The 18505-nt window shown below is 33.4% G+C and carries 15 protein-coding genes; 11 read left to right on the top strand and 4 right to left on the bottom strand.

Annotated features, from left to right (window positions below):
* Positions 1 to 156 precede the first annotated feature (156 nt).
* A complete protein-coding gene (locus tag BMZ76_RS11655) occupies positions 157 to 3891 on the top strand; it encodes a metallophosphoesterase (RefSeq protein ID WP_091206574.1) in 3735 nt (1244 codons plus the stop codon).
* Here BMZ76_RS11655 and BMZ76_RS11650 read toward each other — a convergent pair.
* Both BMZ76_RS11650 and BMZ76_RS11645 read right to left on the bottom strand, forming a co-directional pair.
* Entirely contained in the window at positions 3874 to 4749 is an 876-nt protein-coding gene (locus BMZ76_RS11650; RefSeq protein WP_091206571.1) for an SdiA-regulated/phytase-like domain-containing protein, read from the bottom strand. The genes BMZ76_RS11655 and BMZ76_RS11650 overlap by 18 nt on opposite strands.
* A gap of 54 nt (positions 4750 to 4803) precedes the next feature.
* Positions 4804 to 5868: a hypothetical protein gene (locus tag BMZ76_RS11645; RefSeq protein ID WP_091206568.1), complete on the bottom strand. Its 1065-nt coding sequence runs from the start codon at positions 5866 to 5868 to the stop codon at positions 4804 to 4806.
* A gap of 454 nt (positions 5869 to 6322) precedes the next feature.
* Here BMZ76_RS11645 and BMZ76_RS11640 point away from each other — a divergent pair, with 454 nt between their 5' ends.
* From BMZ76_RS11640 to BMZ76_RS11600, 8 genes are all read left to right on the top strand, one after another.
* Positions 6323 to 8152: a sensor histidine kinase gene (locus BMZ76_RS11640; protein WP_091206564.1), complete on the top strand. Its 1830-nt coding sequence runs from the start codon at positions 6323 to 6325 to the stop codon at positions 8150 to 8152.
* A complete protein-coding gene (locus tag BMZ76_RS11635; protein ID WP_091206561.1) occupies positions 8142 to 8543 on the top strand; it encodes a response regulator in 402 nt (133 codons plus the stop codon). Before BMZ76_RS11640 ends, BMZ76_RS11635 begins: the two co-directional genes overlap by 11 nt.
* Positions 8544 to 8609: 66 nt before the next feature.
* Positions 8610 to 9506 (top strand): ABC transporter ATP-binding protein, encoded by an 897-nt coding sequence (locus tag BMZ76_RS11630; RefSeq protein WP_091206656.1) that lies wholly within the window; start codon positions 8610 to 8612, stop codon positions 9504 to 9506.
* A gap of 49 nt (positions 9507 to 9555) precedes the next feature.
* Positions 9556 to 10392 carry an ABC transporter permease gene (locus tag BMZ76_RS11625; protein ID WP_091206557.1) on the top strand — a complete coding sequence of 279 codons (837 nt, stop codon included), beginning with the start codon at positions 9556 to 9558 and terminating at the stop codon, positions 10390 to 10392.
* A gap of 655 nt (positions 10393 to 11047) precedes the next feature.
* A complete protein-coding gene (locus tag BMZ76_RS11615) occupies positions 11048 to 12355 on the top strand; it encodes a CPBP family intramembrane glutamic endopeptidase (RefSeq protein ID WP_091206550.1) in 1308 nt (435 codons plus the stop codon).
* 206 nt (positions 12356 to 12561) lie between these two features.
* Entirely contained in the window at positions 12562 to 13977 is a 1416-nt protein-coding gene (rlmD, locus tag BMZ76_RS11610; RefSeq protein WP_091206545.1) for a 23S rRNA (uracil(1939)-C(5))-methyltransferase RlmD, read from the top strand.
* 81 nt (positions 13978 to 14058) lie between these two features.
* Positions 14059 to 14580, top strand: a complete 522-nt coding sequence (locus BMZ76_RS11605; RefSeq protein ID WP_091206542.1) for a DUF6452 family protein — start codon at positions 14059 to 14061, stop codon at positions 14578 to 14580.
* On the top strand, positions 14552 to 15373 hold the full coding sequence (locus tag BMZ76_RS11600) for a DUF6048 family protein (RefSeq protein ID WP_091206540.1): 822 nt from the start codon (positions 14552 to 14554) through the stop codon (positions 15371 to 15373). Before BMZ76_RS11605 ends, BMZ76_RS11600 begins: the two co-directional genes overlap by 29 nt.
* 87 nt (positions 15374 to 15460) lie before the next feature.
* Here the strand turns inward: BMZ76_RS11600 and BMZ76_RS11595 are convergent, their stop codons facing one another.
* Positions 15461 to 15697 carry a hypothetical protein gene (locus tag BMZ76_RS11595; protein ID WP_091206537.1) on the bottom strand — a complete coding sequence of 79 codons (237 nt, stop codon included), beginning with the start codon at positions 15695 to 15697 and terminating at the stop codon, positions 15461 to 15463.
* Positions 15698 to 15742: 45 nt separating this feature from the next.
* On the bottom strand, positions 15743 to 16948 hold the full coding sequence (locus BMZ76_RS11590; protein WP_091206534.1) for a THUMP domain-containing class I SAM-dependent RNA methyltransferase: 1206 nt from the start codon (positions 16946 to 16948) through the stop codon (positions 15743 to 15745).
* A 94-nt stretch (positions 16949 to 17042) separates the two neighbouring features.
* Here BMZ76_RS11590 and BMZ76_RS11585 point away from each other — a divergent pair, with 94 nt between their 5' ends.
* Positions 17043 to 17807, top strand: a complete 765-nt coding sequence (locus tag BMZ76_RS11585; RefSeq protein ID WP_091206530.1) for a class I SAM-dependent methyltransferase — start codon at positions 17043 to 17045, stop codon at positions 17805 to 17807.
* Positions 17808 to 18476 (top strand): ZIP family metal transporter, encoded by a 669-nt coding sequence (locus BMZ76_RS11580; protein ID WP_091206527.1) that lies wholly within the window; start codon positions 17808 to 17810, stop codon positions 18474 to 18476. It abuts the gene before it with no gap.
* Positions 18477 to 18505: the final 29 nt, after the last annotated feature.

Here is an 18505-nt window from a genome sequence, read left to right as displayed (position 1 = left end):
AAGATGTTGTATTGTTTCAAAGGAAGCCAAGTGGTGTTTTTTGAGATTAAAATTATAATAATTATGCAAAGAAGAAAGTTTATCTTTGACCAATTTTTCAACAAAGTCTTTGGCATGTTTTACTAGATTTATGGACCTATTTTATACAACTAAATTATGAAACTATTTTCGGATAATTGTTTTATTGCTTTCAATAAAGCAGGTTTTATACTATTCTTGTCGGGATTAATGTTGCAATCTTGTGCCACTCATCATGCTCAATTTGGACGAAATATCAAAGAACCAGCTGTTTTAAACGCAACTGATAGTTCGCAAATTGCACACACCATTTATTTAATTGGCGATGCTGGAAATACCAATGAAAAAACGACACATCAAATGCTTGGATCTCTGGAAGACCGATTGAAAAAGGCTTCAAAAAATGCTACTCTTTTATTTCTGGGTGACAATATTTATCCAAAAGGATTGCCCAATACTAAACTTACGAACGAACGAATTATTGCCGAAAGTAAACTGACAAACCAACTAAAATTATCTAAAAATTTCAAAGGGCAAACTATTTTCATTCCTGGAAATCATGATTGGTACAGCGGAATTGAAGGATTGGAACGTCAGGCTAAATTTGTATCCGAATACCTGAACGACAAAAAGTCATTCCTTCCCAGAAAAAGCTGTGGTATTGATAATTTAGAAATAAATGAAAATCTGGTGCTAATCACTATTGACAGCCAATGGTTTCTGGAAGATTGGGATAAAAGTCCCACTATTAACGATGATTGCACCATCAAAACTCGCGAAGCTTTTTTTGTCGAGCTGGAAAATCTTTTGATTAAAAACCAAGAAAAAATAGTCGTTTTAGCCCTCCATCATCCATTAATGAGCAATGGCTCTCACGGAGGACAATTTTCAGTGGAGAAACAACTTTTCCCTTTAGAACAAAAAATTCCACTTCCGGTTTTAGGTTCGTTAGCCAATTTTTTCCGAAAAACAACTGGAGCAAGTCCTCAAGACATTCAGAACAAACAATACACCATTTTTATTAAAAGAGTAAAAACTATATTGCAAAACCAGGATAATGTTATTGTTGTTTCAGGTCATGACCACAATTTACAATACATTGAAAAAGATAATATCAAACAAATTATCAGTGGTGCTGGTTCTAAATCAGAGGCTGCAAAAGCAATTTACCCTAATGATTTTTCTTATGGCCGCAATGGATATGCCACATTAGCTGTTTATGAAAATGGTTCGGCAAAAGTTTCTTTTTATGGCAAGGAAAATGACAAAGAAAAACTGATTTATGAGCAATTGGTATTGGATCAAAAAGACGATTACATTACCAAAGTATTCCCAACCACATTTCCTAAAACGACCACTTCCAGCATTTACACAACGAAACAAACCCAAAAATCAGTATTTTATAAATTCTTTTTTGGAAATCATTTTCGAAAATATTACAGCCTTCCAATAGCGGCAAAAACAACTACCATTGACACCCTTTTTGGAGGACTGCTACCCAAACGTTCCGGAGGCGGTCATCAGTCAAATTCATTACACCTTATTGACAAAAAAGGGAAGGAATATGTGATGCATGCCATGAAAAAAAGCACTACGCGTTTCCTGCAAACGGTGGCTTTCAAAAATCAGTTTATTCAAGACGAATTTGAAGATACTTATGCTGAAGATCTTTTATCTGATTTTTACACCACTGCACACCCATACACTCCGTTTGCTGTTGGGAATTTAGCAGCAAAAATTGGCGTAGCACATACCAACCCAACACTGTATTATATTCCAAAACACAGAGCGCTAAAAAATTTCAATGCAAATTTTGGAGATGAATTGTACCTTGTTGAAGAACGACCAACGGACAGCCAGATTGGTGTGAAAAGTTTTGGAAATCCAATTGCCATTATCAGCACGGAAGATGTAATAAAAAATCTTCACAAAGACGAAAAATATTCGATTGATGAAAGTGCCTACATTAAAGCTCGACTGTTCGACATGCTCATAGGGGATTGGGACAGACATGAAGATCAATGGAGCTGGGGCGAATATAATGTAGGTGAAAAAGTAATGTACAAACCTATTCCGCGAGACCGAGATCAGGCGTTTCCGAAGTATGACGGTGCTTTGCTGTTTGTTTTAATGAAAAAGGCACAATTGCGTCACATGCAACCTTTTAAAGAAAAAATGTCAAATGTCAAATTGATGAACCGGGAACCTTATCCCCTAGATCTCGCTTTTATAAAAATTGCCGATGAAAACGAGTGGATTAAACAAGCAAAATATATTCAGGAAAACTTATCGGATGCAGATATTGATGGTGCGTTTACTAATTTGCCAAAAGAAGTTCAGGACGAGACAATCAAAGATATCAAACGCAAACTGAAACTAAGACGAAATGAATTACATCGTTCTGCTTCAGTATATTATTCCGTGTTGCAACACACTGTTTTGCTTGTTGGAACGGATAAAAAAGACAAATTTGTAATTCAAAACAACGAAAAAAATAAGCTTAAAATCCAAGTCTATCGTATTAAAAGCAGTGGCGAAGAATTGCAATACATTAAAAATTTCACCGCGAAAAAAACAAAAAAAATATGGATTTACGGCTTAGATGATGATGATATTTTTGAAGTAAAAGGAGCTTCAAAATCAGGAATTAAAGTGCGATTAATTGGAGGTCAAAACGAAGATTCCTATATTGTTGAAAATGGCAGAAAAATAAAAATCCATGATTTTAAATCAAAAAACAACACTTACACATTAGATTCTAAAAGTAAAGTTTTATTATCTGATGATTATGAAACGAATTTGTACGATTATAAAAAACCAAAATACAATTCCTTTTCAGCGCTGCCTAATATTGGTTTTAATCCTGATGACGGAATTAAATTAGGTGTTGTCAGCGGTTATGTTGTAAATGATTTCAAACAAAATCCATACACTCAAAAACACAGTGTGAAAGCCAATTATTTCTTTGCCACAAAAGGATATGAACTCATTTACACCGGTAATTTTCCAAAATTATTTGGCAAATGGGATTTAGATTTTGCAGGTCGATTCACGAGTCCGAATTTTACCGTCAATTATTTTGGGTACGGAAATGAGACCGTAAATAATGATAATACTTTTGGAATGGATTTCAATCGCGTTCGCATCAAAATGCTGAAAGTTATGCCATCCATAAAAAAAGTTGGGAAGTACGGCAGTGCAATTCATTTTCAAACCAGTTTTGAAAGAATTACCGTGGAAGAAACGATGAGTCGATTTGTAGACATTTCCGCAAATATAAATCCTGCTGTTTTTGAAAACCAACAATTTGCAGGAGCAACTTTAAAATATAGTTTTGAAAATTACGATGTTCCCTCCTTCCCGACCATGGGTATGGGATTTTCTATTGCTGGTACTTGGAAAATGAATTTAGAAGATACCAAAAGAAATTTTCCGGCAATAGAAAGTAAACTTAATTTCAACCATAAAATTGATGCAAACGGAAAACTAGTTTTAGCCACTATCTTGAGAGGAAAAATGGTATTGAACAACAATTTTGATTTTTACCAAGGTGCCAATTTAGGTGGTGACTATGATTTGAGAGGTTTTAGAAATGAACGCTTTCTAGGAAATCAATCTTTTTACCAGAGTAGTGATGTACGCTGGAATTTGGGCAAAATTAAAAGAAGCATCATACCCATGTCGTACGGAATCTTAGGTGGTTTTGATTACGGTAGAGTCTGGCTAAGAGGCGAAAATTCCGAAAAATGGCATCAGTCTATTGGTGGAGGATTATGGCTCAACGGATTAAATGCACTAACGGCACGACTGACTTATTTTAAAAGTGCCGGTGAAGAAGCGAGAATTGCTTTTGGTTTAGGATTTGGATTTTAACATTTTTATAGTGACACCATACACATTTCCTCCTACACTTTTGGTTCTTTCATCGGCAATGAACAAATGCTCATTACCGGTAAAGCAAACCGCTTCTTTTTGGGAAATATGATTCAATTCCAGTACCGTTTTTGTTCCATTAAGAAAATCATCTTCTTGAAAGTTTTCAAATAAAAAGAGTTTATCATGCGTTAAAACAGCAACTTTGGTCTCATCCGGGCTTATCGTTGCACTGGTAACAGCGCAATGATTGTACTCACCGCATGTTTTGAATTTCCCCATTAAAACGGCTTGATGAAAACCGGGCATATTGGGAATTTTATACAAAAATGCGGTTCCGTCAAACCCTTTACTACGATTTTTAGTAAAAAGATAAAAATTGTTTTTAAACTCAAAAAAACCTTCCACGTCATAAAACATTTCGGTTTTTTTAGGAGGCAAATCTTTTTGTTCCGGATAAGCAAATGAGACTTTGTAAACCGGATTTGTACTTTCAGCAGTTAATGCGTTTTTATCGATTTTATAAATACTCAAATTCGTTCTTTCATTGTCATTGTTGCCAAAATCTCCAATATATAAGTTTCCTTCGGCGTCTTTTGTAATGTCTTCCCAATCGATATTATCCGTGTTTTCAATGGTAATCGTTTTCTCGATTTTGCCATTCGAATCAATCCCATAAATTGCATTTGTATTCCCACGGTCTTCCAAAGTCCAAAGTAAATTGGTATTTGGAGTATACACTATTCCGGAAACTTCTTTTAGTTTATTGGGCAGCGCATAAAGTGTTGTTAAAGAATCCGATTCTTGCTGACAAGCAAAAAGTATAAAAACAACTAAAAAGGAAGAATATTTTTTCATGTAATAAATATTATAATTTATGTCTAAAGAGATATCATTCAAATGTAAGGTCTTTTAAATTTTTCTTTTGAATAAGTTATTACTTTTGAAATTTCGGGTAATGAATTCAAAGGCTGCACTCATGATATTTCCCATTGATTTTGCCTTTTTAAAATTCAAATCATTCGTATAACGGTAGAGTTCCATCTGTAATTGTTTCAAATGAGATTCTGGCGCAAGTTCATCTTCACCCATAATTTCCAGTAATCTGTTGATTCTGTTTTCAGCGGAAAGAATTCTTTTGGCCAGCACTGATCGTTCCTCATCTTTGTATTGTTCGATAGAACTGTTTTGAAGTTTATCTTTGACCAACTTAACCATCGGATAATTTTCTTTAAAAAACTGCGGACGATATACTTTAAAATTCCCCTCGTAACATTGTTGGTCAAAATCGATGGCGCGTATTTTATAAACGACATGATCAAAATCATGTGTGGTAACGATCACATAATTATAGGAACGCATGTCGCCCAATAATCGGATCATACAGCGCTCATTGAACTTTACGAATTCTTTTGCTATTTGCGATTTTTCCGTTTCAGTACAATCCGCAAGCAAGGTTTTTATGAATACATCGCCCGGAATTCCCATGATATGTTCTTCTATCAAAGTGTCTTGGTACACTAAAAAATTTATTTTATCGGGCGAAAGTATGTGTTCCAGCTCTAACCCATAAACGCGGGAAGCATCCGCTTTCTTAATGTAAAAATGGGTGTAATTGTCATTGAGAATATTTCTGACTTTTATTCGGAAAGGCTTAGAATTTCCAAAAGTGCAATAATCAATAGAATCTACATTTAGGAACTTAATAATTCCCAAATTACCATCAGAGTGCAACAGCGAGTAGATTTTTTTTAGATTTAAATCAATTTCTTCCCTTTCGTACTCATTATAATAAACTCTAATCCACAAGGTATCCAGATCGTTTTTATCATATACCGTTACAGAGCCTGCAAAGCGTAATAAATCATCGTAAAAAATGGAAACTTTAGATAACCTATCAAATCGTTCTAAGTACTCCAAAAGGGAATCATTTATAGGATAAGATGGTTTTTTGAAAAGCATTATTGGTTCACTCATTTGGCAAAATTTAATTCAAAATTACAATAAATTAAGCTGTTGTATGGCAATAGTTTAGAAATTTATAGTTCCATATACCGTAACAATTCTTAGAGGAAAATATTTAAAATTTATGCATAACAAAGTATATGAGCTGATTTAAACAGAATTAAACTCAGTAATTTATTTTTCTCTATAAATGTTAAATGAAATAGAAAACTTACTATTGAAAAACGGAAAATCCTTCCCATCGAGTTTCTTAATATTTAATTAATGGATAAGATTTAATCTTTTTAATCTTTGTTTAACAACAATAAAATCAATAAAAAACACAAACACTTAATTTTAAGAAAGTTCCCATAAATAATTATGACACTATCCAGAAAATATCTATATTTTTGTTAAAAAAATGGACTCCGATATACAAACTTTATATTTGAAAGCCGCACTATCTTTAAACATTTAAAATCTACAAATGACAGATAAACTTGACCTCTATTTCAAAGCTGCACAATCAGCTAAAATTGGTATTTGGAAAATGAATTTACTGACTAATCATATTTTTTGGGATGCAGTTACAAAATGTATTCTTGAAGTTTCTGATGATTTTGAACCTGTTACCGGTAGCGGAATAAATTTTTACACGGAAGGTGAAAATAGAGATAGAATTAAAAGTCTTATCGAAAGTGCTATTCATGACGGAATTTCTTTTGAAGATAAATTTCAAATTACCACAGCTAAAAATAATATCAGATATATCGAATGTATTTGCCAGGTAGAAATCATTGATGGAAAACCTGTAAATTTATTGGGCACTTTTCAGGATATTACAAATGAGCAAAATTTAATTAATGAACTTCAATTAAATGTAGAAAAATTTTCGTCTATTTTTTCCAGTGCCAATGACGCTATTTTTATCATTGATATTTCTACAGGAGTCATAACGGATTGCAATCCCAGATCTATAGAGCTTACCGGATATGATCTTTTTGAATTAAAGGGCTTACACAATTCTAAACTTTTCCCGGAAGAATTTAAAAAAGAAGTACGTTTTTTTCTAAAATATAATTTAAACAGGAATGAATATACCGTAGACGAAACATATATAAAAAGAAAATCGGGAGAATCTATTCCAGTAGAAATAGCCTCAGGAAAGAAATTTCAAGTTAAAAATATCACCTACTCCGTTTTTTATATTAGAGACATCAGCGAAAGAAAGAATGTTGAAAAAAAATTAAATTTACTTTCCCTTGCTGCTTCAGAAACTACAGATACGATTGTAATTGCTGATGAAAAAGGAGTGGCAGTATGGGCAAATCAGGCTTATTTAGATCTTACAGGTTTGAATATGGAAGAAGTAATAGGCCAAAAACCCGGTTATTTGTCTGTAGGGCCTGAAACTGACTTTAAGACCACCTTGCTAATGCAAAAAGCAATCAAGAATAAAGAAAGCATAAAAATCACGATACTCAATTATAACAAAAATAAAGAAAAATATTGGTTTGAGTTGAATATTACGATAGTATTCGACAGTGATAATAATTTCATAAACTTTGTAGGCGTAGGCCGAAATGTGACTTTAAGAATTGAAAAAGAATTAGAACTTAAAAGATTGTTAGAAATTACCAGTTGTCAAAACAATAAATTATTTAACTTTACACATATCGTTTCCCATAATATTCGGTCACATACCAGTAACCTCTCTATGATTGTAGATGTCATAGAAAATACTGACAACATTGAGGATAAACTTTCTTATTTTGATTTGTTCAAAGAAGGAACGGATAAACTGTCTGAATCAATAGAATATCTGAATGAGATTATTTGCATTCAGCAAAATACAAATATTGAAAAAAAAGGGATTCGCTTAAAACACGAAATCGAAAAAACAAAAATGGCATTAAGCTTGGCCATAAAAGAGAGCAAAATAATCATCACTGATACTATTCCGGAAGATTTAACAGTTACTGCAATTCCCGCTTATTTGGACAGTATTTTAATAAATTTGTTTACAAATGCTATAAAATACAAGTCACCCGAGCGAACTGCAACTCTTACAATAGGATTTGAAATTATTGAGGATTGTACTGTAATACATTTCAAAGACAATGGGCTAGGATTGAATTTAGAAAAAAATGGTCATAAACTCTTTGGAATGTATAAAACTTTCCACGGTAACGAAGATGCGAAAGGTATTGGATTATTTATAACTAAAAACCAACTGGAAGCTATGGACGGCAAAATTGAAGTCGAGAGTGAAGTGGGTCAAGGTTCTAATTTTAAAATTTATTTAAATGAAAAATAAATTAACATACATCATAGATGATGACAAATTAACCGTGAAACTAATGAGTATCCTCATTTCTAAAAATGATTTTTGTGAAGAAATAGAATCGTTCTACGAAGCTCAGGATGCCATTTCTAAATTAAAACAAAATGTGGGAAATAATGGAATTCTGCCGGATGCAATTTTACTGGATCTCAATATGCCTGTGATGGATGGATGGCAGTTTTTAGATGAATTTATTTCATTAATGATAGAGAAAAATATTCATATTTTCATAATGACTTCCTCCATTGACCCTGCCGATATTGAAATGGCAAAGAAATACAAAGTGGTTAAAGATTATATTATGAAACCTATAACTACCCAAAAATTAGATGTTTTATGCAAATTAATTGGTGATTTAAACTAAGTCTGATTAATTAGTAACAAAATGCTTCCTTGATCGTCCTATATAAAAAGGTAAAAGATGAACTCATTGGAAACGATACTTTCTATTAAAAATCTCAACAAACGATATGGCGCTCTTCAAGCGCTAAAAAATGTTTCTTTCGACATCCATAAAGGCAATGTGTACGGAATTCTTGGTCCTAACGGTAGCGGAAAATCAACTACTTTGGGGATTGTACTGAATGTTGTCAATAAAACTTCCGGAGAATACAGCTGGTTTGATGGTGCAATGAAAACTCATGAAGCACTAAAAAAAGTGGGAGCAATCATCGAAAGACCTAATTTCTATCCGTACATGACGGCTAAGGAAAACTTAGAATTGGTCTGTAAAATTAAAGGAATTAGGTACACTAAAGTCACCGAAAAGTTAGAGTTAGTGGGCTTAACAGATCGACAACACAGCAAATTCAGTACTTTTTCTTTAGGAATGAAACAGCGATTAGCCATAGCATCTGCCTTGCTAAACGATCCTGAAATTTTGATCCTTGATGAGCCCACAAATGGTTTAGATCCTCAGGGAATTCATCAAATTAGAGATATTATCAAACAAATTGCAGCTCAAGGAACAACTATTCTACTTGCTTCTCATTTATTGGACGAGGTAGAAAAAGTGTGTACGCATGTTTTAGTTTTAAGAAAAGGAGAGATTCTATACACGGGATTAGTTGATGGTATGTCAGCAAATGAGGGATTCTTTGAATTACAGGCTGATGACAATACGAATTTAATTGAAGTTGTTAAAATGCATCCGGCAGTTAAAAATGTTGCGAACGAGGATGGAAAAGTTTTAGTGTATTTGAAAGATAATTTAGAGGCAAAAGAATTGAATCGTTTTCTTTTTGAAAAAAACATATTATTAAATCATTTGGTTAAACGAAAAAACAGTTTGGAAGAACAATTTTTAGAATTGACGAAAAATAAATAACACCGTCTTGTTCACTCACAACCTTAAAATCATAAATATCAATCTAAAAATGAAAAGACTCCTTTCTATAGAACTTCAAAAAATCTGGAAAAACAAAGCAAGTCGGATTTTGACTTTAACTTATTTTATTCTCTTAACCTTCATTGCATTAATAGCCTCAATAAAATTTGACTTGGGCATTTTTAAGTTTCATTTAGCGGAGATGGGAATATTTAACTTCCCTTTTATTTGGCATTTTAACACTTATATCGCAGCGATATTAAAATTATTTTTGGCTATCGTAATCGTGTCAATGATGGCAAACGAATATAGTTATGGAACTTTAAAACAAAATTTAATTGACGGAATGAGTAAAAGAGAATTTATTCAGTCTAAATTTCTAACCGTCATTTTATTTGCAACAGTATCTACCCTTTTTATCTTTATAATGTCACTCCTGTTAGGATTAAGTTTTTCTTCCTACACTGAATTCAGCATTGTTTTTTCAAATTTAGAATACCTGTTGGCTTATTTCCTGAAGTTAGTTGGTTTTTTCTCCTTCTGTTTATTTTTAGGAATACTAGTGAAACGTTCCGCATTTGCGTTGGGATTTCTTTTGGTTTGGAATATTATTGAAGGAATTATCAAAGGAATTTTGACTTTCAAAATATTCCCAAATAGCAAAACTGCGGCTTCAATTATGCAGTTTTTTCCTTTAGAATCCATGTCCAATTTAATAGTTGAACCGTTTTCTCGATTGTCTGTGGTAAAAAACTTGGGAACACAAATTGGTTTGGACAACATTAAAGATTATGATGTACATTATTCCTCCGTTGGTATTGTTTTGTGCTGGACCGTGATTTTTATTTTCCTTTCCTACCGATTGTTAAAAAATAGAGATTTGTAGTATTTTTATCTCTCTACGAGCGGTGTGAAAACAATACTATTTTGTCTTTTCATTTTTTGCATTTCATTTAATGCAACCGCACAAGTTATTACAGTAACCGAGTCGTAAACAGCAACTCAATTAGTTGAAAATATTTTTTGGGGAAAAGTTCCTGTGCAGCTATTTCCAAAGCTGTAGCTTTTAGAGATGAATATTCCGGCAGTCAAAAAAGTTATGCTTATTTAAGCAGATGCCAATGATTTTCTTTTTAAAGAAGAAGCTTTTTTGAGTGCTTGGAGCAGATAGAATTCCGAATCTTATTGAAAGGTGTCAATCTAATAAAAGAAAGAAAATCTATTTTTTATATGAGGGAATTCGAACTCAAGTAGCTTCTTATTTTTTTGAGTTTGAAGATTATTTTAATATGGATAGTATGGCTTTGAAAATCTGTAAATTTAATGTCGTAACTGGATCTAAATCTACAAAAATGTGTATAAACTGATTCATCAGTAAGATTTAGTCTATCACAAAACAATTGTTTTTTTCTTTATCAACTCCACGTAGTTTGTTACGAAAGATTATAAATGCATAAAGCTCAAAACCTACTCAACAATGCAAACCAATTGCGCAATAATTAAAATATTTTTTACGAAAAACTAAAATACTAAAATTAAATATGAGCAACAATATTATGCTGGACAACATAAAAGAAACCTTTACTGATTTAATCTCTTTTCTAAAAAATCCTGTAGACGAAGCGGGTCCCGAATTATCAGCTGCTAAAAAATTTAAGACACTTATTTCTTTGTTAATTATTGAAATTCCTCTTATGGTAGTACTGATACTTCTGATAAGTGGTTTGGAAACATTGGGACTTGTTGATGCAGATAACCACAAAATTCTGGACATGATCAAATCGTCTCCAGTTGTATTGCTACTACTATTAACAGTTGTAATTGGTCCTTTAATTGAAGAATTAATTTTTAGGCTATATTTGCGCTATAAAAATAATTATGCGTTGCATTTTTTAATTTCAATAGTTTCCCTCACGGGCGTTAGGAATGAACAAAAAGCAGAAACGTTTCTGATTTCTTTTTGGAAAAAAAGATACAAGTACATATTCTATTTTTCTGCTGTAATATTCGGGTTAATCCACATCAGTAATTTTGAATTTTCGTATACAATTTTACTTTTATCACCAATATTAGTGGCACCGCAAATAATATTAGGACTCATTATCGGCTATGTAAGAGTTCGCAATGGATTTGTTTCAGGACTATTGCTCCATTCATTTCACAATGCTTTCTTTATCGGTATTCCTTTATTTTTCATGTTAAACGATACGGAAGAATTAAACGTTGAAAACAGTTTTTATTCGATAAAAATAGAAGAAACTAACGATATATCTATTCCAAGCATTCAAAAAAATTATCCTGACAGCATTGTTTACAAAAATGTAAGTCTGAAAACTACCTTAACCTATTTATTGAATACAAATGATATATTGCTGAAAACCAATGATAAAGAAATGTTGGACCAAACTCTACACTTAAACTTCAAAAACAAATCGAAAAACAGTTCTCAAACCAAAAGTATTGCCTTGAATCAATTGGCTAAAAGCTATGATTTTAAAATCAAAAAAAGTACTAAAGCAACTGAAGTATGGAATCTAGAAGTTGTAAATCCAGCATTATTATTGAAATATAAATCAAACAATAACGCTTATGGAAACATGATTATTATAAATCCAGAGGGAATCATCATCAAAAAATCCAAAATTAATGCGCTTATCCATGCTTTAATTCCAAAAAGCAATAAAATGATTTTGGATAAAACAGGTAGCAAAGACAATTATAACATTACCCTTGAAACGAAAGATTTTGAAAGTATAAAAAAGCAATTAAAAGAAAGATATGGACTTTCCTTAGTCAAACAAAAAATAAATTTAGAGCACATTATGATTGAGTTTCAAAAGCCAGAATAAACCCAATTCTCAAGTACAACTCTTTCTCCGATTACAGCGAAAAAACAAGAGTCGCCAAAGCTCTGCAACACTTTGCATTAAATAATCACTCCAAAAACTTCGTGCTTACAGCATAAAGCGTTAATGGACTCAAATAAAAACACCTAAAAGTAAAAATATTTCCCAATTTGAATTTTTAAAACCATTCAAACACTTATTTTTGCGCTATGGCAAAGAAAAATACAGACAAAGTTGTCTTTCATCAAATAAAAGTCCTTGATGCTGGTGCAAAAGGCGTTTCGGTAGCAAAGGCTCCCGATGGAAAAGTAGTTTTTATCCCGAATGTAGTTCCGGGTGATGTGGTTGATGTGCAAACTTTCAAGAAGCGCAAAGCCTATTACGAAGGTAAAGCGGTTCATTTTCATGAATATTCAGCGCATCGTGTAGAACCTATTTGCGAGCACTTTGGTGTTTGCGGTGGTTGTAAATGGCAGAATATGAAATACAGTCAACAGTTATATTACAAGCAAAATGAGGTGAAAAACCATTTGCAACGCATTGGAAAAATAGAACTTCCTGAATTTGAACCGATTCTAGGTTCAGAAAAACAGTTTTTTTACAGAAACAAAATGGAGTTTTCATTTTCGAACAGCCGTTGGTTGACTGAAAAAGAAATTGACAGCACCGAAGATTTAGGAAACAGGAATGCGCTTGGTTTCCATATTCCGAAAATGTGGGACAAAATTCTCGATATTAATAAATGTCATTTGCAGGAAGATCCATCGAATGCAATTAGAAACGAAGTGAGAGATTTTGCTAATGCAAATGGACTGACTTTCTTTAATCCAAGAGCTCATGAAGGTTTATTGAGAACTTTGATGTTGCGTACTTCTTCAACTGGTGAAATCATGGTTTTGATTCAGTTTTTTGAAAATGACAAAGCCAATAGAGAATTAATTCTAGATCATCTTTACGAGAAATTCCCTCAAATTACTTCGCTGCAATACGTAGTGAACAATAAAGCGAACGATACTTTATACGATACTGATATTAAATTATACAAAGGAAGGGATTACATTTTGGAAGAAATGGAAGGGTTGAAATTTAGCATTAATGCAAAATCTTTTTACCAAACTAACTCTGATCAAGCCTACGAATTGTACAAAATAACGCGTGATTTCGCCGGTCTTACCGGAAATGAAATTGTTTATGATTTATACACAGGAACTGGAACTATTGCACAGTTTGTTTCTAAAAAAGCAAAAAAAGTAATTGGTGTAGAAAGTGTTCCTGAAGCGATTAAAGATGCTAAACTGAATGCAGAACGCAATGAAATCACAAATTGTGAGTTTTTTGTGGGGGATATGAAAGTGGTTTTCAACGATGATTTCATCGCACAACACGGTCATCCTGATGTGATTATTACCGATCCGCCAAGAGATGGAATGCATAAAGATGTAATTGAACAAATAATGAAAATTGCTCCTGAAAAGGTGGTTTATGTAAGTTGTAATTCGGCTACACAAGCGCGTGATTTGGCTTTAATGGACGAAAAATACAAAGTGACTCGTGTACGTCCTGTGGATATGTTTCCGCAAACGCATCACGTAGAAAATGTTATACTTTTGGAAAGAAGAAAATAGTAGTCCGTTTGCAGTTTTTAGGATCCATGAAGAATATTACTGAACACTAAAAACTGGACACTGAACACTGAATATTATTATATGAAAAAGATATTTTTATTGTTATTGTTTTTTGCTTTCACGTTCTCCAGTTGTGAGAAAGACGACATTTGCGATGCAAATACTCCCACTACGCCACGATTGGTGATTGGTTTTTATGATTTTTTGAATCCTTCAGTTTTAAAAAACGTATCTAATCTGAAAGTTGTTGGTGAAGGAATGACCAATGGAATTCTTTTTAACGGCAGTCAAACGACCAGTGGAAATACTATTTCTATTCCGTTAAAAACTGTGGGAACAAGTACAACCTATAGTTTCACATTAAACTCAGGAAATCCTAATCCTGCATTGGTTGATGAAGATATTATAAAATTTAATTATACCACACAGGAACTTTTTGTTTCCAGAGCGTGTGGTTACAAAACAATTTTCACATTAGACCCCACAAATCCATACAAACATTCTGATGCGACAGCCGCAAATCAAAAATGGATAAAATTTATATCGGTCGAAAAAAGTAACATCGAAAACGAAAATGAAACACACATTAAGATCTTTTTTTAGTATTTGTCTTCTATTGTCGTTGACATTGGTACAGGGGCAAGAGACTACTTCTGTCAAAAGCGATTCAAAAACTGCCAAAACGAACCAGATCATTCCTGAAGCGCCATTACCATTGGTCAAAATTAGTCCTGAAATTATAAAGAACGATTCGATTCCTGTAAAGACAGATCGTTATGGCATACGTGTGGGTGTTGATTTATATAAACTGACACGCGCTCTTTATGACAAAGATTACAAGGGAATTGAGTTGGTGGGAGATTATCGATTGACTAAAAAATATTTTTTGGCTGCAGAATTAGGGAATGAAAATAAAACTACGGATGATGATCGCGTCAATTTCACCACTAAAGGTTCTTATATAAAAGCGGGTTTTGATTATAATGCCTACGAAAATTGGCTGGACATGGAAAATATTATTTCTATAGGAATGCGTTACGGTTTTAGCACTTTTAATCAGCAATTAAACAGTTATAGAATTTACAATGCGAATCCTTATTTTGAAGAAGCAACTGTAATTCCTTCTGGTAAAAAGTTTGATGGATTGTCCGCGAGTTGGATTGAAGTCGTGGCCGGAGTAAAAGCCAAAGTATTTGATAATGTGTTTGTGGGTTTCAGTCTTCGATTGAACCGATTGGTGACCAACAAAGAACCTGAAAATTTCTCCAACTTATATATTCCAGGATTCAACAGAACCTACGATGGTAGTTTTGGAGTTGGATTCAATTATACGGTAACTTACTTTGTTCCTATTTATAAGAAGAAAATCGTTGCGAAAAAAGTAGAGAAAAAATAACCGCCAATTCGCTAATTTTAATCTTTGGTGATAATTAGCAAATTAGCGGTCAATATTTTAAAAATAGAATATTTTAGGATCTCTAAGCTATCCAATTTCCTTAATTCCTTTCATGAAAATCCACTTCATGAATAATTTCTCTCCATCTTTGGTTTTTATCGCATGAAATTTTGGCGATAAGAGTGTCCCAATGACAAATGCGGTTAACGGAATCCAAAATCCGGTTAAATTAGTATAATGTTCCACTAAATACCTGGCAGAAATAAATAATATCGCAAAACATCCCAGTTGATATATAAATGCTCGTATTTGTAATTTGGTCATAATAAATTATAAATTGTGAGTTATGAATTATAAATTTTTAGTTGATTACTCCTGACCATCTTCTAAAGTCTGATTCGTAGTATCTGAATCCTGAACAACCTGAAACTTCGTTCTTTTACTTCCTTCATACATTTCGTATTTTACCAAACGTGCTTCTAAACCGGCATTAAAAAGTTTAATTTTTCTCGAAGGTTTCAGTCCTACATATTTCAGTGCTTCCAGATTAGCTGTAATCATCCAGGCATTTGTTCCAGGATAATTTTTCTTTAAGGTATCACCAATATTTTTGTAGAATTCTTCCATATGAATATCCAGACGCTCATCATACGGCGGATTGAAAACAATGTGCAGTTTTCCTTCCGAAGTTTTTTCAGTGTCAAAAAAGTTCTTTTCTTCAATAGAAATATATTCGTCAAGATTGGCATTTTTGATGTTGTCTTTGGCCTTTTGAACCACACTTGGTGCTTTATCGTAGCCCTTTATGGTGTAATGAAACTCACGAACTCGTTTTAATAAACTGTCGGAAATACTATCAAACAAATCATTGTCCCAATCGTTCCATTTTTCGAAAGCAAATTCTTTACGGTTGATGTTTGCCGGAATGTTGCAGGCAATCATGGCAGCTTCGGCTAAGAACGTCCCCGAACCACACATTGGATCTAAGAAATCTGTTTGACCGTCCCAACCGGAAAGCAATAGAATTCCTGCTGCCAAAACCTCGTTTATAGGAGCAATATTCGTTGCGGTTCTGTACCCACGTTGGTTCAGTGCATTTCCAGAAGTATCCAATGCAACTGAAACCTGGTCTTTATCGATATGGATGTTGATTCTTAAATCAGGATGCACTTTATCAATACTTGGACGTTGCCCAGTTCTTTCTCTGAACTGATCGACAATCGCGTCTTTACATTTTTGGGAAACAAATTCCGAGTGATTAAAATATTCCGAATGTACTGTAGTATCAATAACAAATGTCTGATTCGCATTCAGCAATTTAGACCAGTTCATACTTGAAATGCCTTTGTATAAAGCCTGTTCGTTATTTGCCTTGAAAAAATAAATAGGTTTTAGGATTTTTAAAGCGGTACGTAAAGACAAATTTGCCTTGTACATAAACCCTTTATCTCCTTTAAAACTAACCATTCTTACACCTTGCTCCACGTTTTGTGCGCCAAGGTTTTGCAGTTCTTTTGCTAATATTTCTTCAAAACCAAAAAAGGTCTTGGCAATCATTTTATAATTATTTTCCATTTGCCCCCACACCCCCGCAAAGGGGAATTGTTATCGTTATATTCGGCAAAAATACACTAAATTTGCATTAATCGAATTAATTGAAAAAGAATAAATGTCTGCAGCACAAAATCCACCAACTGAAAATCAACTGAAATCAACGAAAAACTGGTATACCTCGTGGTTTGACACCCCGTATTACCACATTCTTTATAAAGACAGAAACTACAGGGAAGCTCAGCTTTTCATGGATAATCTGACCCATTATCTTAATCTCCCTGAAAAGGCAAAAGTATTGGACTTAGCGTGTGGCAAAGGCCGTCATTCTATTTATTTGAACCAATTGGGATTTGATGTTCTTGGTGCTGATTTATCTGAAAACAGCATTGCCGAAGCTACTAAAAATACGAATGAAACCCTTCATTTCAAAGTACACGATATGCGTGAACCTTTTGAAGAAAAATTCGATGCCATTTTCAATTTATTTACCAGCTTTGGTTATTTCGAAAATGACGAAGACAATCTCACTACATTAAGGGCCGTCAAAGAAAGCCTTTCGGAATATGGTTTTGCCGTAATTGACTTCATGAATGTTGTTCAAGTCATCGAAACGCTGATTCCGGAAGAAACAAAAACGGTCGAGGGCATCGATTTTCATATCAAACGCTATTTAAAAGACGGTCATATTTACAAAGAAATTGACTTTGAAGATAAAGGCCAAAAATTTCATTTTACCGAAAAAGTAAAAGCCCTAACCTTAAAAGATTTTGAGGAATTAATGGAAGAAGCCGGAATTTATCTATTGGATATTTTTGGAGACTACAAATTAAAAAAATTCCATAAAACAGATAGTGAACGCCTAATCATGATTTTTAAGTAAATGAATTACCTTTTACCATTACTTTCCGTAATCATCGGATATATCGTCGCCTTGATTATCCGACCAAAGAACAAAATCAACCTAAAATTGCTGTTGGCTTTTAGTGGTTCTTTCTTACTTTCATTGACGGTAATGCATTTATTACCTGAAATTTATGAAAGTGCGAACCCAAACATTGGACTCTTTATCATGCTGGGAATATTGTTCCAGATTATATTGGAATTTTTTTCAAAAGGAGCGGAACACGGTCACGTTCACGGACAGGAAACAATGACGCAAATCCCTTGGTTATTATTCGTGAGTCTTTGCATACATGCGTTTCTAGAAGGATTTCCCGTAAGCCATCATCATGATTTAGCAATAGGAATTGCCATTCACCATTTACCTATTGCCATCATTCTGACTACCTTTTTCATCAATGCCAGTCTGGATAAAAAAGCCATTTTTTTCTTCATGATCACCTTTGCAGTGATGACGCCGCTGGGAACCATCTTATCTGATTATCTGCCAATTTTAAACGTATATTACACTGAAATAACGGCCATCGTAATAGGAATATTATTTCATATTTCATCCACCATTATTTTTGAAAGCAGCGAAGGACACAAGTTCAATATCGCCAAAGTTTCGATGATTGTGATAGGAATTGCGTTGGCGTATTTTATGTAATTTTATAAAACTAAGAAACAGAAATAAAG

This window comes from Flavobacterium xueshanense, assembly GCF_900112975.1.
Taxonomy (GTDB): domain Bacteria; phylum Bacteroidota; class Bacteroidia; order Flavobacteriales; family Flavobacteriaceae; genus Flavobacterium; species Flavobacterium xueshanense.
This window is presented reverse-complemented; position numbering and strand designations above follow the sequence as displayed.